The organism is Kitasatospora sp. NPDC058063 (assembly GCF_042885395.1).
GTDB lineage: Bacteria > Actinomycetota > Actinomycetes > Streptomycetales > Streptomycetaceae > Kitasatospora > Kitasatospora lactacystinica.
In genome coordinates this window covers 137,743-164,563 of record NZ_JBHVSD010000014.1, presented here as the reverse complement: position 1 = coordinate 164,563, position 26,821 = coordinate 137,743, and the positions used below count along the sequence as shown (strand labels likewise).

24 protein-coding genes are annotated in these 26,821 nt (G+C 75.2%); 10 read left to right on the top strand and 14 right to left on the bottom strand.

The features are described 5' to 3' along the window. Window positions 1-641 precede the first annotated feature (641 nt). Window positions 642-1,127: a hypothetical protein gene (locus tag ACFVUY_RS24430; protein WP_387694707.1), complete on the bottom strand. Its 486-nt coding sequence runs from the start codon at window positions 1,125-1,127 to the stop codon at window positions 642-644. A 52-nt stretch (window positions 1,128-1,179) separates the two neighbouring features. Then, window positions 1,180-1,944, bottom strand: a complete 765-nt coding sequence (locus ACFVUY_RS24425; RefSeq protein ID WP_387733192.1) for a sigma 54 modulation/S30EA ribosomal C-terminal domain-containing protein — start codon at window positions 1,942-1,944, stop codon at window positions 1,180-1,182. Window positions 1,945-2,286: 342 nt separating this feature from the next. Between ACFVUY_RS24425 and ACFVUY_RS24420 the strand changes: the two genes are divergently transcribed. Beyond that, entirely contained in the window at window positions 2,287-4,869 is a 2,583-nt protein-coding gene (locus ACFVUY_RS24420; protein WP_387733189.1) for a cytochrome P450, read from the top strand. Between the two features lie 19 nt (window positions 4,870-4,888). Here the strand turns inward: ACFVUY_RS24420 and ACFVUY_RS24415 are convergent, their stop codons facing one another. From ACFVUY_RS24415 to ACFVUY_RS24405, 3 genes are all read right to left on the bottom strand, one after another. Continuing rightward, the gene (locus ACFVUY_RS24415) at window positions 4,889-5,020 is read right to left on the bottom strand and encodes a DUF6126 family protein (RefSeq protein WP_387694704.1); all 132 of its coding nucleotides are present in this window, start codon (window positions 5,018-5,020) and stop codon (window positions 4,889-4,891) included. 43 nt (window positions 5,021-5,063) lie between these two features. Continuing rightward, entirely contained in the window at window positions 5,064-5,405 is a 342-nt protein-coding gene (locus tag ACFVUY_RS24410; protein ID WP_387694703.1) for an ArsR/SmtB family transcription factor, read from the bottom strand. 285 nt (window positions 5,406-5,690) lie between these two features. Then, on the bottom strand, window positions 5,691-6,152 hold the full coding sequence (locus tag ACFVUY_RS24405; RefSeq protein WP_359902635.1) for a hypothetical protein: 462 nt from the start codon (window positions 6,150-6,152) through the stop codon (window positions 5,691-5,693). A gap of 221 nt (window positions 6,153-6,373) precedes the next feature. Between ACFVUY_RS24405 and ACFVUY_RS24400 the strand changes: the two genes are divergently transcribed. Beyond that, window positions 6,374-7,102 carry a polysaccharide deacetylase family protein gene (locus ACFVUY_RS24400; protein ID WP_387733186.1) on the top strand — a complete coding sequence of 243 codons (729 nt, stop codon included), beginning with the start codon at window positions 6,374-6,376 and terminating at the stop codon, window positions 7,100-7,102. Between the two features lie 135 nt (window positions 7,103-7,237). Here ACFVUY_RS24400 and ACFVUY_RS24395 read toward each other — a convergent pair whose 3' ends face one another. Together ACFVUY_RS24395 and ACFVUY_RS24390 are read right to left on the bottom strand one after the other, a co-directional pair. Continuing rightward, window positions 7,238-8,422, bottom strand: a complete 1,185-nt coding sequence (locus ACFVUY_RS24395) for a glycoside hydrolase family 3 N-terminal domain-containing protein (protein ID WP_387733183.1) — start codon at window positions 8,420-8,422, stop codon at window positions 7,238-7,240. Between the two features lie 115 nt (window positions 8,423-8,537). Beyond that, on the bottom strand, window positions 8,538-10,034 hold the full coding sequence (locus tag ACFVUY_RS24390) for a PLP-dependent aminotransferase family protein (protein WP_387733180.1): 1,497 nt from the start codon (window positions 10,032-10,034) through the stop codon (window positions 8,538-8,540). Window positions 10,035-10,063: 29 nt separating this feature from the next. Here ACFVUY_RS24390 and ACFVUY_RS24385 point away from each other — a divergent pair, with 29 nt between their 5' ends. After that, window positions 10,064-10,969 (top strand): methyltransferase domain-containing protein, encoded by a 906-nt coding sequence (locus ACFVUY_RS24385; RefSeq protein WP_387733177.1) that lies wholly within the window; start codon window positions 10,064-10,066, stop codon window positions 10,967-10,969. A gap of 205 nt (window positions 10,970-11,174) precedes the next feature. Here the strand turns inward: ACFVUY_RS24385 and ACFVUY_RS24380 are convergent, their stop codons facing one another. Then, window positions 11,175-11,672: a MarR family winged helix-turn-helix transcriptional regulator gene (locus ACFVUY_RS24380; protein WP_387694698.1), complete on the bottom strand. Its 498-nt coding sequence runs from the start codon at window positions 11,670-11,672 to the stop codon at window positions 11,175-11,177. Between the two features lie 111 nt (window positions 11,673-11,783). Between ACFVUY_RS24380 and ACFVUY_RS24375 the strand changes: the two genes are divergently transcribed. The 3 genes from ACFVUY_RS24375 (at window position 11,784) to ACFVUY_RS24365 (ending at window position 15,154) form a co-directional block, all read left to right on the top strand. Further along, window positions 11,784-12,707, top strand: coding sequence for an EamA family transporter (locus tag ACFVUY_RS24375; RefSeq protein ID WP_387733174.1), 924 nt, complete (start codon window positions 11,784-11,786; stop codon window positions 12,705-12,707). 87 nt (window positions 12,708-12,794) lie between these two features. After that, a complete protein-coding gene (locus ACFVUY_RS24370) occupies window positions 12,795-13,436 on the top strand; it encodes an NAD(P)-dependent oxidoreductase (RefSeq protein ID WP_387733171.1) in 642 nt (213 codons plus the stop codon). A gap of 110 nt (window positions 13,437-13,546) precedes the next feature. Beyond that, window positions 13,547-15,154: an alpha/beta hydrolase gene (locus ACFVUY_RS24365; protein WP_387733168.1), complete on the top strand. Its 1,608-nt coding sequence runs from the start codon at window positions 13,547-13,549 to the stop codon at window positions 15,152-15,154. Window positions 15,155-15,166: 12 nt separating this feature from the next. On the opposite strand, the gene ACFVUY_RS24360 is transcribed toward ACFVUY_RS24365, so the two are convergent. Further along, the gene (locus ACFVUY_RS24360) at window positions 15,167-15,475 is read right to left on the bottom strand and encodes a hypothetical protein (RefSeq protein ID WP_387694694.1); all 309 of its coding nucleotides are present in this window, start codon (window positions 15,473-15,475) and stop codon (window positions 15,167-15,169) included. Window positions 15,476-15,491: 16 nt separating this feature from the next. After that, window positions 15,492-15,875, bottom strand: a complete 384-nt coding sequence (locus ACFVUY_RS24355) for a hypothetical protein (RefSeq protein WP_359902661.1) — start codon at window positions 15,873-15,875, stop codon at window positions 15,492-15,494. 573 nt (window positions 15,876-16,448) lie between these two features. On the opposite strand from ACFVUY_RS24355, the gene ACFVUY_RS24350 reads away from it, so the two are divergent. Next, complete coding sequence (locus tag ACFVUY_RS24350) at window positions 16,449-17,831, top strand: lytic transglycosylase domain-containing protein (protein ID WP_387733165.1); 1,383 nt, start codon at window positions 16,449-16,451, stop codon at window positions 17,829-17,831. Between the two features lie 271 nt (window positions 17,832-18,102). Here ACFVUY_RS24350 and ACFVUY_RS24345 read toward each other — a convergent pair whose 3' ends face one another. Then, window positions 18,103-18,612, bottom strand: coding sequence for a GbsR/MarR family transcriptional regulator (locus ACFVUY_RS24345; RefSeq protein WP_387733163.1), 510 nt, complete (start codon window positions 18,610-18,612; stop codon window positions 18,103-18,105). 92 nt (window positions 18,613-18,704) lie between these two features. Here ACFVUY_RS24345 and ACFVUY_RS24340 point away from each other — a divergent pair, with 92 nt between their 5' ends. Both ACFVUY_RS24340 and ACFVUY_RS24335 read left to right on the top strand, forming a co-directional pair. Next, window positions 18,705-19,649: an ABC transporter ATP-binding protein gene (locus tag ACFVUY_RS24340; RefSeq protein WP_387733160.1), complete on the top strand. Its 945-nt coding sequence runs from the start codon at window positions 18,705-18,707 to the stop codon at window positions 19,647-19,649. Beyond that, on the top strand, window positions 19,646-21,304 hold the full coding sequence (locus tag ACFVUY_RS24335; protein ID WP_387733158.1) for an ABC transporter permease: 1,659 nt from the start codon (window positions 19,646-19,648) through the stop codon (window positions 21,302-21,304). Before ACFVUY_RS24340 ends, ACFVUY_RS24335 begins: the two co-directional genes overlap by 4 nt. A 94-nt stretch (window positions 21,305-21,398) precedes the next feature. Here the strand turns inward: ACFVUY_RS24335 and ACFVUY_RS24330 are convergent, their stop codons facing one another. After that, complete coding sequence (locus ACFVUY_RS24330) at window positions 21,399-21,986, bottom strand: TerD family protein (RefSeq protein ID WP_359902675.1); 588 nt, start codon at window positions 21,984-21,986, stop codon at window positions 21,399-21,401. A gap of 379 nt (window positions 21,987-22,365) precedes the next feature. On the opposite strand from ACFVUY_RS24330, the gene ACFVUY_RS24325 reads away from it, so the two are divergent. Continuing rightward, window positions 22,366-24,621, top strand: a complete 2,256-nt coding sequence (locus ACFVUY_RS24325) for a hypothetical protein (RefSeq protein WP_387733156.1) — start codon at window positions 22,366-22,368, stop codon at window positions 24,619-24,621. Here ACFVUY_RS24325 and ACFVUY_RS24320 read toward each other — a convergent pair. Further along, the gene (locus tag ACFVUY_RS24320; RefSeq protein ID WP_387733153.1) at window positions 24,618-25,733 is read right to left on the bottom strand and encodes a hypothetical protein; all 1,116 of its coding nucleotides are present in this window, start codon (window positions 25,731-25,733) and stop codon (window positions 24,618-24,620) included. The two genes, ACFVUY_RS24325 and ACFVUY_RS24320, sit on opposite strands and share 4 nt — an antisense overlap. Before the next feature lie 107 nt (window positions 25,734-25,840). Next, window positions 25,841-26,488, bottom strand: a complete 648-nt coding sequence (locus tag ACFVUY_RS24315) for a class I SAM-dependent methyltransferase (RefSeq protein WP_387694687.1) — start codon at window positions 26,486-26,488, stop codon at window positions 25,841-25,843. Window positions 26,489-26,821 lie beyond the last annotated feature (333 nt).

The following is a 26,821-nucleotide window of genomic DNA, read 5'->3' as shown; positions in this document are numbered from 1 at the left end:
TTACCCCGAACGGCTCACGAGGTCTTCGACAGCGACCAGTTCTGGTAAGGGCTGCCGCTTCGGCTGTCGCGGCTCCGATGGCCGGCCACCGCGGCACCGCCGCGCTCCGGGCCCGGGCACCGGCGCGCCGGCGTCCGCGGTGAGGGCGGACCCGCCGCCGGCTTCGGCGGGTCGTCGCGTCCGGGCGGCCGCGTCGGCGCGCGGCTGCCGGCCGGGGCGCCGGACCGGGCGGGCCGGGCGGGCGCGGCCCGTCGGATCAGGTCGGCGGAATTCGGCGCGATCTGGCTGATGGACACCTCATGGGGTGAGCCTGCGCTCCTGCGCCGGCGGAGCCCGCCGCCCGGGTGCCCCATCGCGTTCCCTCCTCGTGCGACGACGACCCGCGCGTCCCCGCGGTGGAGGGGGCCCGGGTCTTCCGACACTCCGGAGAGCGGGAGGGGCGACCGGGAATAACAGAAACCTCTTGCAGAATTCCCCGGACGGTTCGACGGCCAGGTTCGATCGCCCGGTTCGGCCGGACCGCGGCCGGACCGCGGCCGGGCACACCGGAGCCGCCCCGGACGGCGGCCGGTGCGCGGCGCCGGCATCCGGACGTGCCTGCACCGAGCGGAATATGACGAATCGTCAGACGGGCCGAAGGGTCAGGCCGCGGCCTTCACCGGCTCCACCCCGAAGGCCGCCACGCCCACCCCGGAGCGCACCGCCGCACCCACCCCCGGTCGCACCGCCGCCACCCCACCGGCGCCGCAGCCCCCGTGCAACCGGGCCAGCCCGGCCGCCAGGACGACCCGGTCCCCGGCGAGCCAGAGCCGCAGGGCCGCGGAGAGCGCGGCGCTGGCCGGCCCGGCCGCGGGACCGCCGGTCCGTACGAGCCGCTCGCCGAGCAGCGGCAGCAGGTCCGCGACCGGCGCGGGCAGCCACAGGGTGAGCGCGAAGGGTGCCGGCCTGGCCAGAACGCGCAGCAGCGGCAGGCCGCAGGCGTCGTCGTGCAGTGCGGGGATGACCTCCAGCAGCCCGTCCACCGCCACCTCGGAGACGTCGCCGCCGTGCCCGCGTGCGAGCTCACGCAGCAGTGCCCGCTCGGCGGCGGTGATCCGGACGGTCAGCATGACCTCGTCGCAGTCCATGGTCCCGGCCCCTGTCGTGGAGAGTTCGTGGTGTGGTCGTTGCGTCGTGGTGTCAGTCCTGTGCCAACAGGGTTCCTGCCCCGATCCGGCCGTCCGATACCGGCGCTATCAGGCCGTAGTGGCCGTCGAAGCGGCGGTAGAGCACCCGCGCCCGGTGGTCGCCGGGGTCGGTCCAGCCGACGAACGGGCGACCGGTGAGCCAGAGCCGGCGGGCCGCCTCGGCGAGGTCGAGCGGGGGCATCGCACTGGTGCCCGCGGCGCACAACTCCAGCGTGCCGCCCGGCGAGCAGCGGTGGACCAGGCCGTCCCGGCCGGTGGCGGCGTCCGCGAAGAGGTGGAACCGCCGGTCGAGGGCGAGCAGTTCGAGCACGGCCTGCTCGGGGCTGCGGCGGGCGGGCACGACCGCCTTGTGCCGGGCGATCCGCCGCTGGGCGAGCGGGCGGTCGGCGAACTGCGGGCGGTAGGCGCTCTCGTACGCGGCGGCGAAGCCGATGTCGCCCTGCTCGCGCAGTCGGACGGCGCGGCCGGCCAGCGTGCCGAGCACCAGGTCGACGGACTCCCGTGCGGTGCCGGTGGCCAGTTGCACCCGGACATGTCCGACGCCCGTCAGTTCGACGTCCGCCTGGGCCAGTGCGGGCCGGGTCACCGACCGGTGGCGCGAGCGGGTCAGCCGCAGTCGCAGCGCGCGAGTGTCGGGGCCGAGCGCCGTGGCGGTGGCCAGCGCCCGGGCCCGGGCGTACTCGGCGTCCTCGCGGGGCAGCTCGCCGCGGATCTCCACCCGGACGTCGAGGGCCGGCCGGTGGCGCAGACGGGTCATCAGGTTCCTCCTTCTCCGCATCCATGCTGTCCCTCGCACGCCCGTGCGGCGAGGGTCCAAAGACCCTGCCTCGCAGGCAAGCCGCGGACCACCCGGACGGACGCATCCGCGCAGGTCAACACGGGGTTTCGAGCACGCACGAAAGGGTCGATCCACTCGGCCGTTGGAGTGATCCCCGCACATTCGGCGCAACGCTCGGGAAACCGGCGCGTTTGCTCAACGTGCGCCCTCCCGCCGGGGGCGCGCGCGGGGCCCGCGCTGGGCGGTCCCCCGGCTCCCGGCCGGCCCGCCGTTGCCGCCCGGCATCGCCCGCACCGGCCACTCTGGTTGAGAGGTAGTGTCATGTCCCTGCTGACCGAAACGCGGAAGCTGATCGTCCCCCCGAGAACCGTTCCCGGCCCGTCCCCGCTGGCCCGCTCCGCCGTCCCGCCGCTGGCCCCCGGCGCCCTGCCCGGCCTCGGGCACGCAGGCGCCCTGCTGCGCGACCCGCTCGGCTTCCTCGGTTCGCTCGCCCGCCACGGCGGGGTGGTCCGCATCCGGCTCGGACCACGCTCCGTCTGCGTGGTCACCGACGCCCGGCTGGTCCACACCCTGCTCGTGGCACTGGCCCACGACTGCCCGCGCGGGGCCGTCCAGGACACCCTCAGGACGGCCTTCGGCGACGGCCTGCTGATGTCCGAGGGCCAGGCCCACCGCGACCGCCGCCGGACCATCCAGCCGGCCTTCGGTCCGGACCGGATGGGCGAGTACCTGGCCGTGATGCAGCAGGTCACCGAGGAGCGGGCCGGACGCTGGCGCCCCGGGCAGGTCCTCGACGTGGCCAAGGAGATGAACCACCTGGCGCTGGAGATCGTCACCCGCACGCTGTTCGACGCCCGGCTCAGCGAGGACGCCACCGTCGCGTTCCACCGGGCGCTGCCGGACCTGGTGAAGGGCCAGATCGTCCAGTCCCTCTACCCGAACCCGGCGCTCGCCCGGCTGCCGCTGCCCGTCAACCGGCGCTTCGACGACGCCGTGCGGGTGCTCAACCGGGTGGTCGACCAGGCCGTCAACCGCCGCGCCGCGACCACGGGCCCCGGAGCGGGCCGGCGCACCCTGCCCGCCCTGCTGCGCGCCGCGACCGACCCGGCCACCGGGCGCCCGCTCACCGAGGCCGACGTGCGGTCCGAGGCGATCACCATGTTCGGCGCGGGCACCGAGACGGTCTCCACCACGCTCACCTGGCTGCTGGACGAGCTGCTGCGCCACCCCGAGGCGGAGGCCCGGATCCTCGCCGAGCTCGACGAGCACCTGCCCGCGGGCACCGTCCCCACCCCGGAGGCACTGGCCCGGCTCACCTACACCCGCAGCGTCACCCAGGAGGTGGTGCGACTGCACGCGCCGAACGCCTTCCTGATGCGCACCGCCCAGGTGCCGGTCGAACTCGGCCCGTACCGCGTCCCGGCCGGCACCGAGCTGCTGTACAGCCTCACCGCGCTGCACCGCGACCCGGTGCGCTACCCGGAGCCGATGAACTTCCGGCCCGAGCGCTGGCAGGACGGCGGCGGCACCGGGCGGCCGTCCTTCCTGCCGTTCGGGGCGGGCAAGCACAAGTGCATCGGCGAGGCCTTCGCCTGGGCGGAACTGACCGTCGCGGCCGCGACGATCCTGCGCCGCTGGCGGCCGACGGCGGTGCCGGGCGCGCGGGCCCGCGAGGTGGTGTGGACGACGGTCCAGGCGCACGGCCTTCGGGTGCGGCTCGCGCCGCGCGGCGCGCGCTCCCCACGCGGGCGCACCGCGGCGGCCTCCCGAGAGGGCGATGCCGCGTCCTCACCGGGGGCCGCAGTGCCCTCCTCGCACGGTGAGCCGCCGCCGGTCCGGTGCCCCTTCACCGGCACCGCCTCCACGACCGGCCCCACGACCACCTCCACGACCGCTCCCACGGCCGCCCCCTCGGGTCCCGCCACCCCGGCCGGTCCGGCCTCCGCCGCGGGTCCGGCCGCTTCGGCGGGCGCCCGGCCGTCCGACGACCTGCGCCTCGCCGCCGACCGGCACGCCGACTGGGTGGTCCGCCGCGGCCTGCTCACCCCGTCGGAGCTGCCCCGCTACCGGGCCTACGGGCTGCAGAAGCTGATCGGCCACGCCTACCCCCGCGCCCGGGGCGCCGAACTCGACCTCCTGGTGGACATGCTGGGCTGGTTCACCATCCTGGACGACCGTTTCGACGGCCCGCCCGGCCGCCACCCCGCCGCGGCCCACGCCGTGGTCGACCCGCTGATCGCGGTCCTCGGCGGCACCCGCGGCGGGAGCCCGCCCGAGAGCCCGTCCGAGAGCCGCATGCTGGTCTCCTGGCGGGAGTTGTGGAAGCGGCAGACCGCTTCGACATCCCCCGAGTGGCGGGCCCGGGCGGCCCGGGAATGGCGGGCCTGCCTGGCCACCTTCCCCGCCGAGGCCGACCACCGCGCCCGCGGCACCGTGCCCGCCCTCGGCCTCGACCTCACCGACACCATGAAGCTGCGCCGGCACGGCAGTTGCCTCTACCCGTTCATGAACATACTGGAACGGGTCCACGGCGCCGACGCCCCGGCCGCACTGCACGCGGAGCCCGCGCTGCACCGGCTGCGCGCCAATACCGCCGACGCCGCCACACTGATCAACGACCTCTACTCACTGCGGCGCGAGGAGCGGCAGGCCGGGCCCGCGTTCAACACGGTGCTCACCCTCCAGCGGGCCCACGGCTGGACCCGCGGCCGGGCGGTCCACGCGGTGCGCGCCCGGGTGGCACGGCTGCAGCAGGAGAGCGAGGAGCTGCGCCGCGACCTGCTGCGCCGCCACCCGGCCGGGCGCTGGTACCTGGACGGCACCCGCGAGCTGGTCGCCGGCGTGCTGGCCTGGACCAGCACCAGCGACCGGTACCTGGTGCCGGACCACGGGCGGCGCCGGTGAGCCACCGGTTCCCGCTGCGCTACTTCCGGCCGCCGAGCGCGAACAGCAGCAGCACGAAACCGGCGAACAGGTGCGTGGCGAAGATGTAGATGCCCGCGCGGATCAGCATCGCCCTGCGGCGCCTCTTCTCGTCGCTCGTGCTGTCGCTCATGGTGGTGCTTCTCCTCGGATCGGGCGGACGGGCCGGGCGCGGCTCAGCGGAGCCGGCCACCGGAGGCGCGCAGCTCGGCGAGCAGCGCGCCCTGGTCGGTGATCAGCTCGGTCAGGATCCGCCGGGCCGCGCGCAGCAGCTCGGCGACGTCCGGGGTGCTGAGCGCGTACACCACGGTGTTGCCCTCACGGGTCGCCGTGACCAGCCGGGTGCGGCGCAGCACCGCGAGCTGCTGGGAGAGGTTGGACGGCTCGACCTCGATCTCGGCCAGCAGCTCGCGCACCGGCCGGGGGCCGTCCTGGAGCAGCTCCAGGACCCGGATCCGCACGGGGTGGCCGAGGGTGCGGAAGAACTCCGCCTTGGCCTGGTACAGCGGCACCGGCATCGTCCGCGCTCTCCCTCGGTTCCGGCTCGGTGGTTGTCCGGCCGGGCGGGAATCGATGCCGCGGCCGGTAGGCATCATCGCGACAGATGAAGATTTCTTCAAGTCGTCACAGTGCGTCGAGCGCCGGCAAGACCCCCGGCGGACCCTCGACAGACCTCCGGTCCGCCCTCGGCGGGGCCGCCGCCCGGCGCTCCCCCCGACCGCCCGCAGACCGCACCGCGACATGCAGAAGCCGAGCCCGGGACGCTGCCAACTCCCGGGCTCGGCAGTCACGGTGACGCGCCGTCAGCAGACTACAGGCACATCCACCGTGGCCGGCACCTGGCCGCTCCAGAACCCCTCGACGTCAAAGGACACGTGCACGGTGGACCCGCACGGCACGGTGGTCGAGATGCCGTCGACCCGCACCGTGGACACCTGGAACACCGTGCGGCCGTTCACCGTGCCGAGCGAGGCACCGCCGGTCACGTTGGCCGACAGGTGGGTCACCAGCTCCTTCGGCGCCGGCGGCCACGGGGTGCCCGGGGACGGCGGACCGGCCAGGCCGATCTTCCCGTAGATCGCGACGCCGTCGCCGGTCACGTCGGCGCAGGCGTACGTGGCCAGGCCCGCCTGGAGGCTGTAGGAGCCGCAGGTGGTGACGGTCGTGGTGGCGACGGCCGGGGCCGCGGCGAACGCGGGGACGGGGGCCGAGAGCAGGGCGGCGGCACCGACGGCGCCGGCGGCGATCCGGGCGATCCGGTTCATGGGTTCCTCCTTGGAGGGGACGGACGGACTGGGACAGGTGGTGTGGCACATATGACATTTCATAGGCCCACGACAGGAACTTTGCCATGCGATTCCTATGCGGTGACGCCGATTTACCCTTGGATACGAGGCCTCGTCCGAAAGCAGACCTTCGATGGCGCAATCACCCTCGAACGGCCGAACTTCCGCACCCTCCCAGGCAACGCCCACGTTGAGCCCGGATGAACCGCATCCGAACCGCCACCGGGACAGCCGCCGCAGCCGTCCTCGTCCTCCTCGCGCTGCTGGCCGCCGCGTCGCCGCCGGCCACGCTCATGGGCGCCGAGATCCGCCGCCTGCCCACCGCGGAACGCGTCCTCGCCCTCACCTTCAACGCCGCCTGGAACGAGACCGGGCTGGACACCGTCCTCGCCGTCCTGCGCGACCGCGACGCCCCCGCCACCTTCTTCCCGACCGGCGACTTCGCCGACCGCCATCCCCGCGCCGTCCGCGCGATCGCCGCCGCCGGGCACGGCCTCGGCAACCACTCCTACAGCCACCCCGACTTCTCCACCCTCGACGCCGACCGGGCCCGCGCCGAGGTGCGCCGCGCCGACACCGCGATCCGCCGCGCCGCCGGGACCGAACCGCTGCCGTTCTTCCGCTTCCCGTACAGCGCGACCACGCCGGAGGGCATCGCCACCGTCAACCGGCTCGGCTACGCCGACCTCGAATTCACCGCCGACACCAACGGCTACCTGGGCCCCGCCCACGGCATGACGGCGGACCGCGCGGTCGAGCGCGCGCTCGCCGCGCTCACCCCGGGCGCCGTCCTCCAACTGCACGTCGGCGCCTCGGAGGAGGACGGACCCGACACCTGCCTCGACGCCGAGGCACTGCCCCGCATCCTCGACGGCGCCCGCGCCCGCGGCTACCGCGTCATCGACCTGCGCACCCTGCTCGACCGGTGACCGGCCGGGGCCTTCCGTGCCCCGGCGCCACCCGCCCGGACGCGAGCCCGGGGAGCGGACCACCGCCGCCCCTGCCCGCCGACCCCACCCCGCCCCGCGGCGCCGTGCCGGACGGCACCGACCGGCCCCGTCGGCTCACCCCAGCGAGCCGCGCAGGGCGTCGACCCGGGCCACGGCCTCGGCGAAGGCGTGCCGGTCCAGGCGGCCGTCGTCCAGGGCGGCGGCCAGCGCCTCGGTGGCCTCCTCGCCCTGCCGGGGGTCCCGGGCGGAGCAGAGCAGCAGGTCCATCCCGGCCTCGGCGGCGGCCAGCGCCCGGTCGCCGGTGCCGCCGTACGGGGCGAGCGCCTCCGCCTCCATGGCGTCGGTGACGGTCACGCCGTCGAAGCCCAGCCGGCCGCGCAGCTCGCCCTGGATGATCGTGGACGAGAACCCGGCCGGGTGGTCCGGGTCCAGCGCCGGGTAGACCGCCCACGAGGCCATCACCAGCCGCACGCCCGCCGCGACGGCCGCCCGGTACGGGGCCTCGCCCCGGGAGCGGAGCTGCGACAGCGGGACGTTCAGGGTGACCGGACGCTCGTCGGTGTTCTCCCCCCGGGGCGCGGCGCCGAGGCCGGGGAAGTGCTTGGCGGTCGCGGCCACGCCGAGGCCCTGCTGGGCGGCGAGGAAGGCGCTGCCCAACTCCGCCACCTTGGCCGGATCCTGGCCGTAGGAGCGCTCGGGGTGGTCGATGAAGTTGTCCGGCTCGTCGTAGACGTCGAGCACCGGGGCGAGGTTGAGGTTCAGCCCGGCGTCGGCGAGGGTCCGGGCGGCGCCGGCCCCGGATTCGGCGGCCGCGGCGAGCGGGTCCGGCGCCAACCCGGTGCGGCGGGCGGAGAGTTCGGGCGCACCGGGCAGCCGGCGGACCTTGCCGCCCTCCTGGTCGGTCATCAGCAGCAGGGTGCGCGGGTGCGGCGCCTCGGCCGCGGCCTGTTTCAGTTCCGCGACCGACTCCGCGAGCTGCTCCGGACTCGTGACGTTCTCACCGAACAGGATCACCCCGGCGGCCCGGCCCTCCCGGATCGCCTGGAGCACCCCGGCCGGCGGCGTCGGGCCGGGGTACGACAGCACGATCCGCCGCCCGGCGAGCGCCCGCGCGTCCTCCTGCTCCTGGCCGGCCATCGCCGCACCCCTCTCGTTCGGAGCACCCGCAACGCCCGCAACACCCGGAGTGCCCGGAGCACCGTGCGGCCGGGCGGGCGCGCCGAGCGGCACCGGACCGAGCGCGATCCCCATCACGGCCAGCACCACCCCGAACTGGGCGACACTTCGGAACAGGGCCATCACGCCTCCCGGGCCGACATTTGACTTCGGCATGTCAACGTACCCAGGGGTGCGGCAGAGAACTCCCCTCTGCACCAGATTCATCCGATAATCAGTCTTAATATCCTCATCATCCTCACACCGGCGACGAACGGCGGACCAGCCGCCCCAGGACGGCGAGCCCCTCGGCGATCTCCGCCGTCGAACCCGCCGCGTACCCGAGCACCAGGCCCGGCGGGTACGGCAGCCGGGCGTGCCAGGACAGCGGCTGCACCTTGACCCCCTCGGCCAGGGCGGCGGCGGCCAGCTCGGTGTCGGTGCGCCCGGGTACCTCCGGAAGCGTCAGCATCAGATGGAGGCCCGCCGCCGCGCCGTGCACGGTGGCTCCCGGCAGATGGGTGCGGATGGCGGCGATCATCGCGTCCCGGCGGCGGCGGTGGCGGCGGCGCAGCAGCCGCAGATGGCGGTCGAGGTCGCCGGACTCCATCAGCCGGGCGAGCACCAACTGGGGCAGCACCGGGTTGCCGAGGTCCGCGAAACGCTTGGCGTCCAGGACGGCGTCCCGCAGCCGGGCCGGGACCAGCAGCCAACCGGTGCGCAGCGCCGGGGCGAGCAGCTTGGAGATGCTGCCCGCGTAACAGACCCGGTCCGGCAGGGCCGCGCGCAGGGCCGGAACGGGCGGCCGGTCGTAGCGGTGCTCGGCGTCGTAGTCGTCCTCGATGACCAGGCCGCCCTCCCCCGCCCAGCGCAGCAGTTCGCGCCGCCGGTCACCGCCCAGCACGACGCCGGTCGGGTACTGGTGGGCGGGGGTGAGCAGGACGGCCGGGGCGCCGGTGGCGCGCAGCGCGTCGACCCGGATGCCCTCGGCGTCGACCGGGACCGGCGGGGTGGCGGCGAGCCAGTGGGCGAGGTGCTGCCGGGCGCCGAGGGAGCCCGGGTCCTCGACCGCGACCTCGCCGATGCCGGCCCGGCCGAGGGCCCGGCCGAGCAGCGCGAGCGCCTGGGCCGTGCCGGCGACGATCAGCACCTCGTCCGGGTCGGCGCGGATGCCCCGGTTGCGGGCCAGCCAGTGGGCGACGGCCCGGCGCAGGGCCGGGGTGCCGCGCAGGTCGCCGTAGCCGAGGTCGGCGGCGGCGAGGTCGTCGAGGACGGCGCGTTCGGCGCGCAGCCAGGCGGCGCGGGGGAAGGCCGCGAGGTCGGGCACGCCGGGGGTGAGGTCGATCCGGGCGGGGGTGCCGCGCAGCAGGTCGAAGACCTCGGGGTCGGGATCGGCCCGGAACAGCGCGGGCGCCGGGCGGGGTGGCTCCGCCGCGGGCGGCGCCCGGTGCGGCGCCGCGGGGGCCGCGACCACGACCGTGCCGCCCCGCCCGCGGCCGACGACCTGCCCCTCCTCGGCGAGGCGCTGGTAGGCGTCGGTCACCACACCGCGGGAGACGCCGAGTTCGGCCGCCAGCACCCGGCCGGCGGGCAGCCTGCTGCCGACCGGGAGCCGACCGTCGGCGACGGCCTCGCGCAGCCGGCGGGTCAGCCAGTCGGTGAGCCCGCCGGGCGGGGCATCGGCCGTGTCGAGCTGCAGGAAGTCGGCGCCGGACTCTTTGGACCGGTCGGATGCCTCGGCTTTGGACCTGTTCACCGGACCATAGTGGCGGCGAGGGTGGGGCCATGACCACCGAAACACCCATGCTCACGGAAACGCCCACGACCACGGGGACAGCGGCATCGGAGCGCCCCGACGACCGCCCTGACGACCACCCCGACGACCGCCCCGACTACGTCCACGGCTACTCGCGGACCGAGGCGCGGCGCCTCGGCGACCAGGCCGACACCCTCGCCGACCTGCTGCACGCGGGCACCGCCTACCCGGCCGGCAGCCGGGTGCTGGAGGCGGGCTGCGGGGTGGGGGCGCAGACCGTGCACCTGCTGGCCGCCAACCCGGGGATCCGGCTGACGGCGGCAGACCTCTCGGCGGAGTCGCTGGCCCGGGCCCGCGCCCGGGTCGCCGAGCAGGCACCCGCCGCGGACGTCACCTGGCACCACGGCGACCTGCACCGGCTGCCGTTCCCGGACGCCTCGTTCGACCACGTCTTCCTGTGCTTCGTGCTGGAGCACCTGCCCGACCCGACGGCCGGGCTGGCGGCGCTGCGCCGGGTGCTGCGGCCGGGCGGGACGATCACGGTGATCGAGGGGGACCACGGCTCGGCCTTCTTCCACCCGGAGAGCCCGGCGGCCCGGCGCACCGTCGACCACCTGGTCCGGCTGCAGGCCCGGGCGGGCGGCGACGGCCTGCTCGGCCGCCGCCTCCACCCGCTGCTGACCGCGGCCGGCTTCACCGGGGTGTCGGTCCGCCCGCGCACGGTCTACGCCGACGAGGCCGACCCGGCCCTGATGGAGGGGTTCACCCGGCGTACCTTCGTCGCGATGGTCGAGTCCGTCCGCGCGGACGCGGTGGCCGCCGGGCTGACCACCCCGGAGGACTTCGACCGGGGCATCGCGGAGCTGCACCGCGCGGCCGGGCCGGGCGGGACGTTCCACTACGCCTTCTTCAAGGCGGTGGCGGTCAACCCGTAGTCGCCACGCAGGACGGGCCGGGCCGGGACGGGCTCGGGCCGGAGCGGAGCGGAGCCCGCGGGCGGGGTCGTGGACGGGGGTCTCGACCGCACCCGCGGGAGCCACCGCCCCAGCGCCCCGACAAGCTGACGACCCACCGCCCGACCGATCCACCGGATACGGAGGCGGGCCGGGACGGCACGGGCACCGGCCGGGCCGCTCGGAGCTACTCCGGGCTGTCCCCGAAGTCCGCCAGCAGGGTGCGCATCACCTCGACGAACGCCGCCCGCTGCGCCTCGTCGAGGCCCGCCAGCATCCGGTGCTCGGTGGCGAGGTGGTCGGGCAGCGCGCGGTCGATCAGGGCGTGCCCCTCGGGGGTGAGGGCGACCTCGCGGCTGCGGCCGTCCTGGTCGCTGCGGGTGCGGGTGACCAGGCCGCGGGCCTCCAGCCGGTCCAGCCGCTGGGTGATGGCACCGGAGGTGACCATCGAGGACTGCATCAGTCCGGAGGGGGTGAGGCGGTAGGGCGGGCCGCTGCGCTTGAGGGTGGCGAGCACGTCGAAGGAGGCGGCGTCCAGTCCGTGCTCGGCGAAGGTGCGGTTGAGTGCCGCGTCCACCAGCCGGTAGAGGCGTTTGAGCCGGCCGAACACCTCCATCGGGGAGACGTCCAGGTCGGGGCGCTCGGCACCCCATTGCGCGACGACGCGGTCCACATGATCTGCCACGGGTTCAGGGTAGGCGATCCCCATCGGATTCCTTAGTGGTGAGGTAACTGTGAGCCACATCACTCACCCGATGCGGTGAAGAATGCCTTAGCGCTGAGATACATTGCCTTAGTGCTAAGAAATCGCCTCGCCCTCGTCCTGCTGACGGCCCTCGCCCCGGCGGTCTGGGGCACGACCTACCTGGTCACCACCGAACTCCTGCCGCCCGGCCGCCCGCTGCTCGCCGCCGTCATCCGCTGCCTGCCCGCGGGGCTGCTCCTCGTCGCCCTCACCCGCCGTCTGCCGCAGGGAAGTTGGTGGTGGCGTTCACTGGTCCTCGGCGCCCTCAACATCGGGGTGTTCCAGGCCCTGCTCTTCATCGCCGCCTACCGTCTGCCCGGCGGCATCGCGGCCACCGTCGGCGCCGTCCAGCCACTGGTCACCGCCGGGCTCTCGGCCCTGGTCCTCGGCGACCGGCTCACCCTGCGCACCGTGCTGTCCGGCATCGCGGGCGTCGCGGGCGTCAGCCTGCTGGTGCTGCGGGCCAACGCCCAGCTGGACGCGATCGGAGTGCTCGCCGCGCTCGGCGGCGCCGTGGTGATGGCCGCCGGCATCGTCCTCTCCAAGCGCTGGGTCTCCCCCGCGCCGATGCTCGCCACCACCGGCTGGCAGCTCACGGCCGGCGGACTGCTGCTGGTGCCGGTCACGCTGCTCTCCGAGGGCGCGCCGCCGTCCCACTACACCCTCGCCAACGTGCTCGGCTACACCTACCTGTGCCTGATCGGCGCGGCCGTCACCTATGCGCTCTGGTTCCGGGGGCTGCGCGCGCTGCCGCCGACCTCGGTCTCCTTCCTCTCGCTGCTCAGCCCGGTGGTCGCCACCCTGCTCGGCTGGCTGGCGCTCGGCCAGGACCTCAGCCCGCTCCAGGCGTTCGGCGCGCTGGTCGTGCTCGGCTCACTGATCGCCGCCCAGACCCGACGGACCAGCACCGCGCCCGAGCCGGCGCCCGGAACCGGGCCGGCGGACGCTCCGCGGCCCGTCCGCGAGAACGCCTGACCCCGTCCCACCGGCACCGTTCCCGCACCCACCGATCCCCACCGTTCCCCACCACCACCGATCCCCACCACCTACAGGGAGTACCCCATGCGCATCACCGTGTTCGGCGCCACCGGCAACGTCGGCAGCCGGGTCATGGCCGAAGCCCTGGCCCGCGGCCACCAGGTCACCGCCGTCGTACGGGACCCGGCGAAGCCGCACGGCCTGCCGTCCGCCGCCGCCCTGGCCGTCGGCGACGCCCGCGACCCCGAGGACGTCGCCCGGATCGCGGCCGGACAGGACGTGGTGATCACCGCCACCCGTCCGCGGCCCGGCAGCGAGCACGAACTGGCCGTCGCCACCAAGGGCCTGCTGGCCGGGATCGCCGGCACCGGCGTACGGCTGCTGGCCGTCGGCGGCGCGGGCAGCCTGCTCGTCCCTGGCGGCGGCGGGACCACCCTGGTCGACAGCCCCGGCTTCCCCGACGAGATCCGGCCGATCGCCCGGGCCTGCGACGAGCAGCTCGGCCTCTACCGTGCCGCCGGCCCGGACGTCGACTGGACCTACCTGAGCCCGGCCGCGCTCCTGGAACCCGGCGTGCGCACCGGCCGGTTCCGGACCGGCCACGACGACCTGCTGGTCGACGCCGAGGGCAACTCGGCGATCTCCATGGAGGACCTCGCCGTCGCACTCCTCGACGAGGCCGAACAGCCCGTCCACCGCCGGGCCCGGTTCACCGCCGCCTACTGAGCCCTCGACGGCCTGGAGCCCCCGCCACGGCGGGGGTGCACCCAGCACCACCCCGAAGACGGTAGTGGGGATGATCGATCATCAGGCCGGGGCCGGACAGGATCGTTCCCGTGACCGAGCCTGAGACCAAGACCAAGACCCCTGGCAAGAGCAAGACCGCAGCCCAGCGCGCCGAAGCCGCCCCGCCCCGCGTCCGGCGCACCCGTCGCGCCGCCCTGGCCGCGGCGGCCGCCGTCCTGGCCGGCCTGGCCGTGCCCTCCACCGCGGGCGCCGCCACCGGCCGCGACCCGGGCGACGCCGCCCCGGCGCCCGCCCGCTACACCCACCAGACGCTGAACTGGCAGCCCTGCGCCCGGCAGCCCGCCCTGGACTGCGCCACCATGACCGCCCCGCGCGACTGGCACCACCCCGGTGTCGGCGCCGATCTGACCATCGCCGTCTCCCGGCACCGCGCCACCGGCCCGGCCGAGCGCAAGGGCACCCTGCTGATGGCGGCCGGCGGCCCCGGCGGCACCGGCCTGCTGCGCCCGGCCAATCTGGCCGCCGGCGCCCCGGCGGTCGCCGCCGCGTACGACATCGTCGGCTTCGACCAGCGCGGGGTCGGCGAGAGCACCAAGGCGGTCTGCCAGACCGAGGCGGAGATGCAGGAGTTCCTGGCCGGCGACTACCGCGACCAGTCCCCCGCCGCGATCGACCTCGTCATCGCCAACTCCAGGAAACTGGCCGCCAGTTGCCAGGAGCGCAGCGGCGACCTGATCCCCTACCTGACCACCGAGCAGACCGCCCGCGACATCGACCTCTTCCGCGGTCTGCTCGGTGAGCGCAAACTCAGCTACTACGGTCCTTCCTACGCCTCGATGATCGGCGCCTACTACGCGACGCTCTTCCCGCACCGGGTCGAACGGATGGTGCTGGACAGCAACATCGGCTTCGACGGCACCTGGGAGAAGTACGAGCTGGGCCAGCCGATGAGCTTCCAGCGCCGCTTCGACGAGGACTTCGTGCCCTGGCTCGCGGCGCGGGACACCACCTACCACTGGGGATCGACGCCGGAGCAGGTGCGGTCGCACTGGGAGCAGCGGCGCGCCGCACTGCACGATTCCCCCATCGTCGAGGGCTCGGTGACGATCGGCCCGAACCAGTTGGACAGCCTCGCCATGTCGGCGATCTACCGGGCGTCCGACTTCCCGGAGCTGGCCCGGATCCTGGCCGCCGTCGACAACTGGCAGGGCCTCGACCAGGCGACCAGGACGGCGGTCGCGAAGGTCTTCGCCAGCTACCTCTCCCCGGAGTTCCTCGCCGAGTACTTCGCCGTGACCTGCAACGACACCCCGTGGACCAGGGACCTGGACACCTGGATCGAGCGCGGCGCCGAGAACACCGCCCGCTGGCCGCTGGCCGGCGCCCGGACGCTCGCCTTCAGCGCGGTCTGCGCCGCGTGGCCGGTCGCCCCGGCGCCGGAGGTCAAGGTGACGGGCGCCCGTCTGCCGACCACGCTGATGCTCAACTCGGTGCACGATCCGGCGACGTACTACGAGGCGGCGCTCGGCGCCCATCGCGCGCTGCGCGGCTCCAGGCTGGTCACCGTCACCGGGAGCGGAGACCACGGCCAGTACCCCACGTCCAACACCTGCGTCAGCGGGGTGGTCGAGCGGTACCTGCTGGACGGCGAGGCGCCCGCTCGCGACCTCACCTGCGCCTCGCCGCAGGCCGGTTGACCAACCTGGTGCTCAACTCCCGGGCCGGGACCGCAGCCTGGACCGGAGCCAGGAGAGCCCGACCACCAGCCCGGCGAAGCCCCCGACGGCGAGCTTGATCCCGGCCTTGGCGACGATCCAGCCGATCCATGGCACGGACCAGCCCAGCCAGTGGAACACGGCCAGCAGCACCGCCGCACCGCACACCGCCGCGAGCACGGTGACCGCGACGGCCGCGGCCCGCGAGAGCTCCCGCGGGCCGTCGGCGCGCTCCCCCGCGGCCGTGTCGTCCGCCTCGCCGGCCGGGCTGTTCACCATCTCGTTCGTGTCCCCCACAGTCATGGGGCGATGATACGCGTCAGCGGCAGGCGTGGTGGGTGTCGCCGAGGTGCTCGCCGGTCTCGCCGTCGGGGAAGCTGACGGCCAGGGTGACGCGGTATTCGTGGACGTCCTCCCGGTGGCCCGGCACCCGTGCCCAGGCCAGCGAGTGCACCTCGGCCTCGGGGGCCTGCCGGCACCAGGCGGCGGCCTCCTCCAGGACGGTGGCGGCCGACCGCCCGGTGCACACCACGGCGGTGTACGCGGCGACCGCGACGTCCCCACCGGTACGGCGGGCGCGCGACACCGCCCGGACGGCCGCGGCGGCCTGGGTCAGGTCACGGGCCAGGTCGTCCACCACCCGAGGGGGCGCCGGCAGGACGACCGCTCCCTCGGCGAGGGTCTCCGGCAGGTTCGCGCTCACGGTCTGGACCTCCATCCGCATCATCACGCGGCACAGCATGCCGGGCGGTGATTCCTGGCATGCCCACTTTCACCAGAACGTCACCCGTCCAGGGCCGAGTCGGGGCGGCGCCCTGGCGCCCCGGCGCCCGCCCTGGTAGGGGGCGCCGGGCCGGGCGCCCGACGTTCCGGCAGGTCAGGAGGGCGGGCGGTGGGCGCCGCCGGGGAGCCCGAAACACCGGGCACGCACCACCCCTGTGCTCCGAACCGCCGTTCCGGCGCCCGGGAGCGCCCGTCCCACCGCAGTGGCCCCTCGGTCAACTTTCCGCATCGAAAGGCGAGTTGGCACCGGATGGCGGACGGGGAGGCGGCCGGCGAGGCAGCCCGGAACCGCGCGGCCCCCGGCCGCACCCCCGCTGAAGTGCCGAGTTAACCCCTCGGAGGGCCCCGATCCGCCTCCCGGTCACCCTGTCCCTGTCAGATCGTCGTGATACTAATCGTCCCGGTGGCGGGCCCGGCCCTCGGCCGGACGGGCACCATGACGACAGCTCAACCGTTCCGGGAAGGTCCGGGCGGCGACGGGGAGGGGTAGCGGATGACGGTGCGGATCGGCAAGGCCGAGGGCGGACGGAAGCTCCGGATCGGCAAGCGGCTCACGGGCACGGCGGCGGCCTTCGTCGCGCTGGCCGCGCTGACCGGTTCTCAGGTGACGGGCATCGGGCTCGCCCCGGTCGCGGTCGCCGACGCCGGTCCGGCGAACGGCGCCGACGGCCAGGGCGTCGGCCGTTCCCTTCCCGACGGCAGCCCCTCGACGGACGCCCCCGGCACCTTCGGCACCGGTGTCCCGGCCGACGGCGGCGGCACCGTCCAGCTCCCGCAGCCGCCCGGCGCGCTGCCCGGCGCGCCCTCGGCCGGCCCGTTCGCGGCCACCGGCCCCGCACTGCCCGCCACCGTCCTCGCCGCCTACCGCCAGGCCGAGGCCTCGCTGGCGCAGCGTTCGCCGGGCTGCCACCTGCCCTGGCAACTGCTCGCCGCGATCGGCCAGGTCGAGTCCGGCCAGGCCAACGGCGGCCGGGTGGACGCCGCCGGCACGACCCTGACACCGATCCTCGGCCCCGCGCTGGACGGCAACGGCTTCGCCGCGATATCCGACACCGACGGCGGCCGCTACGACGGCGACGCCCGCTGGGACCGCGCCGTCGGGCCGATGCAGTTCATCCCGTCCACCTGGGCCTCCTGGGGCGTGGACGCCAACGGCGACGGCAAGGCCGACCCGAACAACGTCTTCGACGCCGCCGAGACGGCCGGCCGCTACCTGTGCGCGGGCGGCCGCGACCTCGCCGACCCGGCGCAGCTCGACCGGGCGGTGCTCAGCTACAACAACTCGGGCGAGTACCTGCGGACGGTGCGCAACTGGATGGCGCACTACGGCAGCGGCACGGTGACCACCGTCCCGAACCGCCCCGGGTCCCCGGTCCCGCCCACCTCGCCGCCCACGCCGAACCCGCCGGGGCTCCCGAGCCTCCCCGGGGGCGGTGGCCCGACCACGACCGCGCCCAGTACGGACCCGCAGCCGACCGCGCCGGTCACGCCCGCCCCGGAGCCGTCGCCGAGCGCCCGGCCGACGACGACCCCGAGCGCCACCGCCACGCCCACGCCCGGCGGTTCGACCTCGCCCTCCGCGACGCCGACGACCACCCCGAGCGGCGGCACCTCGCCGACGGCGACCCCGACCGGCACTCCCACGGGCACTCCGACCGGTACGCCCACCACCTGCCCGGACCCGTCGGCCACGCCGACCGGCACGCCCACCCCGACGGGCTCCCCGTCGCCGACGGCCACGCCCACCGGCACCCCGACGGCAACGCCCCTCCCGGGCTGCCCCACCCCCGGCCCGACCGCGACCCAGACGCCGGGGGCGACCGCCGGCGCCACACCCGGCCCCGCGTTCTCGCCGTCGGCGGCCCCGACGAAGTGACCCGAGGGGCGCGGTTCCTTCCCGGGAACCGCGCCCCACGGCTCGTCACGGGCGGCCCACGGGTCGTCAGGGGCGGCCCCGCCCCGGCCTGTCACGACCTCCCGGCCCCGGCCCCGCCCGCGGAGTCGAGCGCCGAGTAGCGCCGACCGACCGTCGGCGGCGCCCCCGGCGCCGGGGTGGATCCCCACCGGGCCGGTGAGCGCGGTCTTCCCGCCGCGGAACGCACCCGTGCCGACGCTCCGGCCCGACGCTCCGCGTCCGGGCCGACCCGCTACCGCGTCCCGGCCGCGCGGTGCTCGCGCCAGCGGCCGAGCATCCCGTGCAGCTCGTCGATCATGAACTCGAAGAAGGCGGCGCTCTCCGCCAGCCGCTCCCCCGCCACGGTGCCGGCGCCGACGGTGGCCTCGCCGTCGCGCAGCACCCGGATCCAGCGCAGCATGTTCTCGTCGCGCCGGGTCAGCGACTCGAACCAGACGTCGTTGAGCACCCGGTAGCGGTCCCGCCGGGAGCCGGGCTCGCGCTCCTTGGCGACCAGGCCGATCTGGATCAGGTAGCGCATCGCGCCGGACACGGCCGCCGGGCTGATCCGCAGCCGTTCGGAGAGTTCGGCGGAGGTGAGCACTCCGCTCTCCTCCGCCATCAGGCAGGAGAAGATCCGGGACGGCATCCGGCCCATGCCCGCGACCACCAGCTCCGCGGCGAAGCGCTCGACGAAGTCCGACAGCGCCTTGTCCTCGCGCTCCTCCTCGGGCTCCCCCGGCCCCTTCGTTCCCTGCACCACCCTGAGCCCCTTTCCGGTGATCACTCGTCCCTGTCGAACTTTAACGCTTCCCAATATTCACGTTTTTCTGAAACTACGATAGCTTCACAACCATGACCAAGGCCATCACCCTGTCCGGCCTCCGCAAGACCTTCGGCCGGACCACCGCGCTGGACGGCCTCGACCTCACCGTCGAGACCGGCGAGGTCCACGGCTTCCTCGGGCCCAACGGATCCGGGAAGTCCACGACCATCCGCGTCCTGCTCGGCCTGCTGCGCGCCGACGGCGGCAGCGCCCGCATGCTCGGCAAGGACCCGTGGCACGACGCCGTCGAGCTGCACCGCCGCCTCGCCTACGTGCCCGGCGACGTCGAGCTCTGGCCCAACCTCACCGGCGGCGAGGCCATCGACCTGCTCTCCCGGCTGCGCGGCCGGCTCGACCGCCGCCGCCGCGACGAGCTGATCGAGCGCTTCGCCCTCGACCCGACCAAGAAGGGCCGCAGCTACTCCAAGGGCAACCGGCAGAAGGTCGCCATCGTCGCCGCGCTCGCCTCCGACGCCGAGCTGCTGCTGCTCGACGAGCCGACCTCCGGCCTCGACCCGCTGATGGAGGTGGTCTTCCAGGACGTCGTGCGCCAGGCCAAGGAGGACGGCCGCACCGTCCTGCTCTCCAGCCACATCCTGGACGAGGTGGAGAAGCTGGGCGACCGGGTCAGCATCGTCCGGCACGGCCGGGTCGTGCAGAGCGGCACCCTCGACGAGCTGCGCCACCTCACCCGCACCACCGTCGAGGCCCGGACCCTGCGCCCGGTCCCCGGACTGGAGGCGCTGACCGGCGTGCACGGCCTGCACACCGACGGCGACCGGGTCCGGTTCTCCGTGGACGGCTCCCAACTCGACGCCGCCGTACGGCTCCTGAGCGCGGCCGGACTGCGCGGCCTGCTCAGCCACCCGCCCACGCTGGAGGAGCTCATGCTGCGCCACTACGGCGACGAGCCGGCCGCCGACGGGCACCGCGCCGACGACGGGCACCGCGCCGACGGCGAGGCCCTGCGATGACCGCCACCGCCGCCGGACCGGCCACCGGCCGCGCCGCCGCCCCTCGCCGCACGGCGACCCGCAGCACCCTGGCCGGCACCACCGCGCTGCTCCGCTTCGCCCTGCGCCGCGACCGGCTGCGGCTGTCCGCCTGGGTGCTCGGCCTCTGGCTGGTCACCCTGTCCACCGCCAACAGCGTCCACACCCTCTACCCGACCGCCGCCGACCGCGCCTCCATCGCCCACGGCTCGGACAACCCGGCGATGCTCGCGATGAGCGGACCGGCCCACTACCTGGCCGACTACACCTGGGGCGCCATGCTCGGCCACCGGATGCTCGGTCTGCTGGCCGTCCTGGCCGGACTGCTGAGCGTCCTCACCGTCACCCGGCACACCCGGGCCGAGGAGGAGAGCGGCCGCGCCGAACTGCTCCGCTCGGCCGCCGTCGGCCGGCACGCCCCGCTCGCCGCCGCCCTGGCCACCGCCGCCGTCGCCGACCTCGCGCTCGGCCTGCTGCTCGCGGCCGGCCTGCCCGCGCTGGGCGTCCCCGGCATCACCGCCGCCGGGTCGGCGCTGTACGGCGCCGCGACCGCCCTCGCCGGGCTGCTGTTCGCCGCGGTGGCCGCCGTCACCGTCCAGCTCGGCGCGCACGCCCGGACCGCCTCCGGACTCGCCCTCGCCGTGCTCGGCGGCGCGTACGCGCTGCGCGCCGCCGGGGACGCCGGCTCGGGCGCGCTCTCCTGGGCCTCCCCGATCGGCTGGCTGCAGCGCAGCTACCCCTTCGTGGACGACCGCTGGTGGCCGCTGCTGCCCGCGCTCGCCCTGGCCGCCGCGACCGCCGCCGCCGGGTTCGCGCTCAGCAGCCGCCGCGACCACGGCGCCGGCCTGCGCGCCGCCCGTCCCGGCCCCGCCACCGGCAGCCCGGCCCTGGGCACCCCGTTCGGCCTGGCGCTGCGCCTGCACCGCGGTCTGCTCGGCGGCTTCGCGGCTGCCCTGCTGCTGGTCGGCGCGATGTACGGCTCGCTGCTCGGCGACGCCGACTCGATGCTGGGCGACGTCGACCGGATCCGGGAGGTGCTGGAGCGGCTCGGCGGACACACCCTCGCCGACTCCTACGCCGCGCTGACCATGCTGGTGGTCGCCGTGCTCGGCGGCGTCCACGCGGTGCTGGCCACGCTGCGCCCGCGTGCCGAGGAGAGCGCCGGACGGGCGGTGCCGGTGCTGGCCACCGGCGTGTCACGGTCGGCCTGGCTGGGCGGGCACCTGGCGGCGGCCCTGCTGGGCTCCACCGCCGTCCTGCTGGCGGCGGGCGTGGGCTTCGGCCTGGCCGGGGCGCTGTCCAGCGGCGACGGGGGCGCGTTCCTGCGGCTGACCGGCGCGGCACTGGCCTTCGCGCCCGCCCAGTGGGTGACGGTGGGTTTCGCCGCCGCGGTGTACGGCTGGCTGCCCCGGGCCACGCCGCTGGCCTGGCTGGTGCCCGGGTACGCCTTCGTGATCGGCTACCTGGGCCCGCTGCTCGACCTCCCCGCGGGCCTGGAGCGGCTCTCCCCGTACGGCCGGGTGCCCCGGCTCCCGGCGGCCGCGATGGACTGGACGCCGCTCGCCGTGCTCACCCTGGTCGCGGCCGCCCTGATCGCCCTGGCCCTGGCCGGGTTCCGGCGCCGCGACATCGACTGACGCCGGGGCGGCGGGGCTCCGGCCCGACAGGGCTCCGGCCCGACAGGACGTCAGGACGCCGGAACGCCGGGGAGCCGGAACCCGCCACGGGCGATCAGAGGTGCTTGACCAGCTCCGGCATCAGGTCCTGGAAGGTCCGCCCACTGGCCGGCTGGCCGATCGCGGCCATCTGCCAGCCGGTCTCCGTGCGCTGCACCTTCGCCATGATCTGCGCGGTGTACGGGCCTCCGCCGGTGAGCGTGTAGCGCGCCAGCTCGACACCGGTGGTCTCGTCCACGAGCCGGCAGAACGCCGCCTCGACCTCCTGGAAGGTCTGCCCGGTGAAGGAGTTGACGGTGAAGACGATCTGGTCGACCTCGGCGGAGACGGTGGTCAGGTTGACCGTGATCGACTCGTCGTCGGTCGCGTCACCCGCGCCGCCGACCAGGTTGTCCCCGCTGTGCCGGACCGAACCGTCGTTGCTGTTGAGGTGTTGGAAGAACACCACGTCCACCGGCCGCCCCTGGGCGAACAGCACCGCCGAGGCGTCCAGGTCGATCTCCCGGCCGGCGGCGAGCAGCTTGGCGAGGAAGCCCTTGCGCTCCGCCGCCTTCCAGCCGAGGCCCATCCGGACCAGGCTCAGCTGCCCACCCCCCGGCTTCTCCAGGCTGATCTTCTGCCCCTTGGCCAGCGAAACGCTCATCGCGTCCTCCTCCGTTCTGCCACCGTCCGTGCCGCGAATCTACAGCACTGTAGAGAATTTATGATCATCGACGGTGCCCTGCGAGCACCTGTACCCCGTACTCCCCCGGACCTCACCCCGACAACGGTCCGCACACTGAGGGAACCGGCGGTCCGACGTCTGGCGTAGCCGTGGACCGCGACCGGACGGCCGGGGCGGCACACGGTCTAGGGTCGGCCCCGGGACGGCGCCCGGCAGCACCGACGCGCCGTCCACGCGCCGATCGCGGTGCCCACGCCCCACCGTGCCCACGACGGAGAAGTACCCACGACTCGCAGTGCTCACGACCGTTCCCGGGCCGTGCCGAAGCGCGCCGCCCGCTCTCGCTGGGGGGACCACCATGCCCGAGCAGCACGAAGGAACCGAACGGCACGACGAAACCGAACAGCACGCGACACCGCGGCCACCGGAGGGATCCCGCCTCGGCCGGCGCCGGCTGCTCCGGGCCGGCCTCGGCGCCGGCGGCGCGCTGGCCACCGTCCGGCTGCTGCCCGGCGGCACGGCCTGGGCCGCCCCGGCACGGGACCACGAATTCGGCACGGCGCAGTACGACGGTCTCTGGCCGTCCTCCCACGCCGGGCTGCGCGCCGGAACCGCCCCACAGACCTGGCCGGACTGGACCCGCTACGCCCGCATCGCCGACGGCACCTTCAACGAGCCCGCCGACATGCAGAGCGCCGTGGACGCCCTCAAGGCGCAGGAGGTCAGCGTCATCGAGCTGGACACCCTGCTCTCCGACTGGCTCACCGACGCCCAGTTCGCCGCCCACATGGCCGAGGTGAAGCAGTTCACCGGCCTGGCCCACGCGGCGGGCCTCAAGGTCGTCATGTACTACCCGTCGCTGGAACTGATCTCCCCCGGCGGGGAGAAGGGCCGCTCCTTCTACAAGAACGACCAGGGCAAGAACTGGGTCCAGCGCGACCTCGCCGGCAAGCCCAACGTGTTCTACGGCAGCGTGGTGGTCTGGGTCGACCCGGGCGACGAGAGCGTCTGGCTCAGCCCCAACTCGCCCTGGCGGGACTACTACCTCAACCGGATCAAGGGCGTGGCCGCGACCGGCGTGGACGGCATCTGGCCGGACGTCCCGATCTACTTCGACGGCGTGCTCTCCTGGTGCGACGCCTCCACCTGGGGCGCGGCCGCGTTCAAGGCCGACACCGGCCTCGCCCTGCCCAAGGCCGCGAACTTCGCCGACCCGGTCTTCCGCCGCTACGTCGAGTGGCGCCACCGCAACCTGCTCCGCTTCCAGCTGGACATCGCCGACGCCGGCCGCTCGGTCAACCCCGACCTGGTCACCTTCGTCGAGACCGTGTCGATGGACTACCGCTACGCCACCTCGATCGGCCTGGACGGCGGCTACCTGCGCCAGGCCCCCGGCGCCGTCAGCCAGGTCTGGGAGGTGGACATCCTCGGCAACTACGACGGCATGCGGCACGCCACCGCCGCCGACTGGGTCTGCCTGATCTCCATGTACAAGTACGCCCGCGCCGCCAGCGGCACCAAGCCGGCCTGGGCGTTCTCCTACGGCTGGCAGGCCGACGACGCCTCGCTGGTGATGTCCCAGCTGATCGCGGCCGGCTGCAACCCGTACGAGGTGAAGACCCCGTTCAAGAACGACACCGTGGACGCCGCGATGCGCACCCGGATGTACCGCTTCGTGCGCACCAACCAGACCAGGCTCTACGACCCGGTGTCGATCGCGCGGGTCGGCGTCTACCACTCCGCGCCGTCCCGGGACTACGTGTCCCCCGGCGAGGGCAACGGGATGTACGTCAACGCCACGGCCCCGGCCGGGATCGCCGACTGGTGGGGCGGCGACGACCCGGGGATGAGCTGCGCCTCGCTGCCCTGGCTCGGCGAGTTCCGGGGCACCGTCAAGGCGCTGGTCTACGCCCACGTCCCGTTCGACACGGTGCCCAGCCCCGGCCTGACCGCCGACGACCTGGCCCGGTTCAAGGTCCTGCTGCTGCCCAACCTCCAGGCGGTCTCGGACTCCGAGGCGGCGCTGCTGCGCGGGTTCGTCGCGGCCGGCGGGACGATCGTGATCACCGGTCCGGCGCCCACCGCGCTCGACGAACTGGGCGGCCAGCGCACCGAGTTCGCACTATCCGACGTGCTCGGCCTGCGCAGGGCCGACCCGCTGCCCGCCACCCGGCAGAACTCCTACGGCAGCGGCAGCTGCTGGTACGTCAAGGCGCTGCCCGGGCTGAGCTACCTGACCAAGACCGACCAGGCCTCGGCGGACCAACTGCTCACCGCCGTCCGCCAGTCCGCCCCGCCGGAGGTCACCCTCGCCGGGGACCGCCGGATCTTCCTGGACGCCCGACGGCTCGGCAGCGACACCGTCGTCCACTTGGTGAACTTCACCAACTTCGGCGACACCCCGGCGGCGTTCCGCAGCGCGCCCGCCAACTGCACGCTCTCCTGGGCCCTCCCGGCCGGGGCGAGCGTCTCCGCCGTCACCGTCGCGAGTCCGGACGGCACCGACCCGGCGCCCAAGGCCGTCCCGTACACCGTCACCGGCGGGACGGTCAGCGTGCCGCTGACCGTCGCGCAGTACTCGGTGGTGACGATCACCGTCGGCCAGGCCGTCTAGCGAACCGGCGCCGGGATGCGCCAGAGGGCGGCGGGGCCGGCCTCGCCGCCCGGGGCGGACTCGAAGGCGATCCACCGCCCGTCCGGGGACCAGCTCGGCGCGCCGTCGTAGGCGCCGTCGTCGCGGGTCACCCGGACGGGAGTGCCGCCGGCCGCCTCCAGCACGAAGACCTGGGCGTTCGGCAGGTCGCCCAGGGTGGAGGAGAAGACCAGGTAGCGGCCGTCCGGGGACCAGCTCGGGTCGGTGTGCTCGCCCGGCGCCCCGGTGACCCGCCGCAGTCCGCCGCCGTCCGGGTCCACCGTCCACAGCGACCAGTCCTCGCGGCCCGCACTCCGCCGCTGGAAGACGATCCGGTCGCCCGTCGGGGACCAGTTCGGCTGCCGGTTGTCGGTGCCGGTGCCCCGGCCGTCCACCAGCAGGACGGGAGCGCCGCCGCCGCGGCGGACCTTCCAGAGCGAGTCCTGTTGTTCGGCCGCGCCGCCCGGCACGGCGGCGTGCTCCGGCTCCCGGCTCTGCTGGAAGACGATCCACTCGCCGTCCGGGGAGAAGCTCGGCTCGCTGTAGCCGCTGCCGTCGGCGTGCCCGGTCACCCGTTCGGGGGCGCCGCCCGGCCGCATCAGCCAGATCTCGTCGTGCCCGGACTCCCGGTCGGTGGCGAAGGCGAAGGCATCTGCAGCGGCGTTCCAGCTGGCGCCCGGGAGGTTGACGGCCGCCCGGTCGGGGTCCGCCAGCACCGTGCGCGGGGCGCCGCCGTCCAGCGGCAGGACGCCGAGGGCGGCGTCGCCCTTGTTGTAGCCCCCGCTGAACTCGGTCAGCAGGACGGAGCGGCCGTCCGGGGCGAAGGCCGGGTTCTGCGCGCTGCGGCCGCCCCCGGCGCGGTAGAGCAGCTGGGCGCCGTCGGCGCGGCGCTCGGCACCGGCCGGGGGCGCACTGTCCGAGGGCGCGGCGGCCGACGGCGCGGCGGCCGACGGTGGGCCGGTCGGCGAGGCGCCGGCCGGCCCGGGCCCCGGCCGCTCCTCGTCGGCGGAGCCGGAGCCCGGACCCGTACCGCCGCAACCGGTCAGCAGCAGCGCGGCGGCGGCCACGGCCGCCGGAAGCACGCGATTCCTCATGCCTCACACGCTAGTTGACGCTTCGTCAGTCGTCGTACGCCGCCGGGCGGACCGGGCTCCGCCGGACGGCAGGTGTCGCCGGTCTCCCACGGGCCCGCGGTCGGGCGTCACCCGGCGCCGCGCTCCAGCCGCACCAGCGCGTCCACCGCGACCCGTCCGCCCGCGCCGGCCCCACCGCCCTTGTGCCCGGGCTCGCCGCCGACCGTGCGGTGCACCCGCTCGGCCCGGACGGGGCGCAGCCCGCGGTCGGCGAGGTCGGCCAGGACGTCCTCGGGGGTGAAGAGCACGGCCGGATCCTGCGGGCCGCCGACGCCCTCGGTGAGGTTGCTCAGGTCGTGCCCGATGACGAGCAGGGTGCCGCCGGGGGCGAGCGCGTCGGCGGCGCGGCGCAGCGCGGCCCGGCGGCCCGAGGCCGGGATCTGGAGGTAGGCGACCAGGACGAGGTCGTAGCCGGCGGCGGGGGCATCGAAGGCGCGGGCGTCGCCGTGGCGCCAGGTGAGCCGGTCGGCGACCTCGTCGGGCAGGTCGGCGGTGAGCCGTTCGGCGCGCTCCAGGGCGACGGCGGAGAAGTCCAGTCCGGTGACCTCCCAGCCCTGGGCGGCCAGCCAGATGGCGTTGCGGCCCTCTCCGGCGGCGAGGTCGAGGGCGTGGCCGGGGGTGCGGCCGGTCAGTTCACGGACCACCCACTGATTGGGCGCCGCGCCCCACACCAGCTCGCTCGCGGCGTAGCGGTCGTCCCAGTCCTGGCTGTCCATCGCGCCTCCTGCGTTCGACGGGCCTGCTCGTACCGGCCAACCTACCGGGCCCGCGCCACCCCGGCCGCCGCTGTCCGGAGCCGCCACCGCCGCTGTCCGGGGCCGCCGCCGCCGGGGCCGGAGGCGGTCCAGCGGGCGGACACCCTTGACGGCGAATATTGGTCCAGTCCAATCTGTTCAGTCGTGACGTGCACGGGCCGGCCGCCCGTCGTGTCCGCGCACCGCTCGTCAGCACGTGTCACCAGCCCGCGCGCCCCCACCGCGCCCGGGCCGGCTCCCCTCGGCCCGTCCGGGCCACCGCACCGCCGGAACCCCCACACATCCGGAGGACCC

Excerpts from the sequence above, each read along its gene's own strand:
- ACFVUY_RS24370 (WP_387733171.1), top strand. The coding sequence starts at position 12,795 with ATGCGCATCACCGTGTTCGGCGCCACCGGCAACGTCGGCAGCCGGGTC.
- ACFVUY_RS24420 (WP_387733189.1), top strand. The coding sequence starts at position 2,287 with ATGTCCCTGCTGACCGAAACGCGGAAGCTGATCGTCCCCCCGAGAACC.
- ACFVUY_RS24340 (WP_387733160.1), top strand. The coding sequence starts at position 18,705 with ATGACCAAGGCCATCACCCTGTCCGGCCTCCGCAAGACCTTCGGCCGG.
- ACFVUY_RS24385 (WP_387733177.1), top strand. The coding sequence starts at position 10,064 with ATGACCACCGAAACACCCATGCTCACGGAAACGCCCACGACCACGGGG.
- ACFVUY_RS24395 (WP_387733183.1), bottom strand. The coding sequence starts at position 8,422 with ATGGCCCTGTTCCGAAGTGTCGCCCAGTTCGGGGTGGTGCTGGCCGTG.
- ACFVUY_RS24430 (WP_387694707.1), bottom strand. The coding sequence starts at position 1,127 with ATGGACTGCGACGAGGTCATGCTGACCGTCCGGATCACCGCCGCCGAG.
- ACFVUY_RS24330 (WP_359902675.1), bottom strand. The coding sequence starts at position 21,986 with ATGAGCGTTTCGCTGGCCAAGGGGCAGAAGATCAGCCTGGAGAAGCCG.
- ACFVUY_RS24315 (WP_387694687.1), bottom strand. The coding sequence starts at position 26,488 with ATGGACAGCCAGGACTGGGACGACCGCTACGCCGCGAGCGAGCTGGTG.
- ACFVUY_RS24400 (WP_387733186.1), top strand. The coding sequence starts at position 6,374 with ATGAACCGCATCCGAACCGCCACCGGGACAGCCGCCGCAGCCGTCCTC.
- ACFVUY_RS24325 (WP_387733156.1), top strand. The coding sequence starts at position 22,366 with ATGCCCGAGCAGCACGAAGGAACCGAACGGCACGACGAAACCGAACAG.
- ACFVUY_RS24350 (WP_387733165.1), top strand. The coding sequence starts at position 16,449 with ATGACGGTGCGGATCGGCAAGGCCGAGGGCGGACGGAAGCTCCGGATC.
- ACFVUY_RS24335 (WP_387733158.1), top strand. The coding sequence starts at position 19,646 with ATGACCGCCACCGCCGCCGGACCGGCCACCGGCCGCGCCGCCGCCCCT.
- ACFVUY_RS24405 (WP_359902635.1), bottom strand. The coding sequence starts at position 6,152 with ATGAACCGGATCGCCCGGATCGCCGCCGGCGCCGTCGGTGCCGCCGCC.
- ACFVUY_RS24425 (WP_387733192.1), bottom strand. The coding sequence starts at position 1,944 with ATGACCCGTCTGCGCCACCGGCCGGCCCTCGACGTCCGGGTGGAGATC.
- ACFVUY_RS24320 (WP_387733153.1), bottom strand. The coding sequence starts at position 25,733 with ATGAGGAATCGCGTGCTTCCGGCGGCCGTGGCCGCCGCCGCGCTGCTG.
- ACFVUY_RS24360 (WP_387694694.1), bottom strand. The coding sequence starts at position 15,475 with ATGACTGTGGGGGACACGAACGAGATGGTGAACAGCCCGGCCGGCGAG.
- ACFVUY_RS24415 (WP_387694704.1), bottom strand. The coding sequence starts at position 5,020 with ATGAGCGACAGCACGAGCGACGAGAAGAGGCGCCGCAGGGCGATGCTG.
- ACFVUY_RS24410 (WP_387694703.1), bottom strand. The coding sequence starts at position 5,405 with ATGCCGGTGCCGCTGTACCAGGCCAAGGCGGAGTTCTTCCGCACCCTC.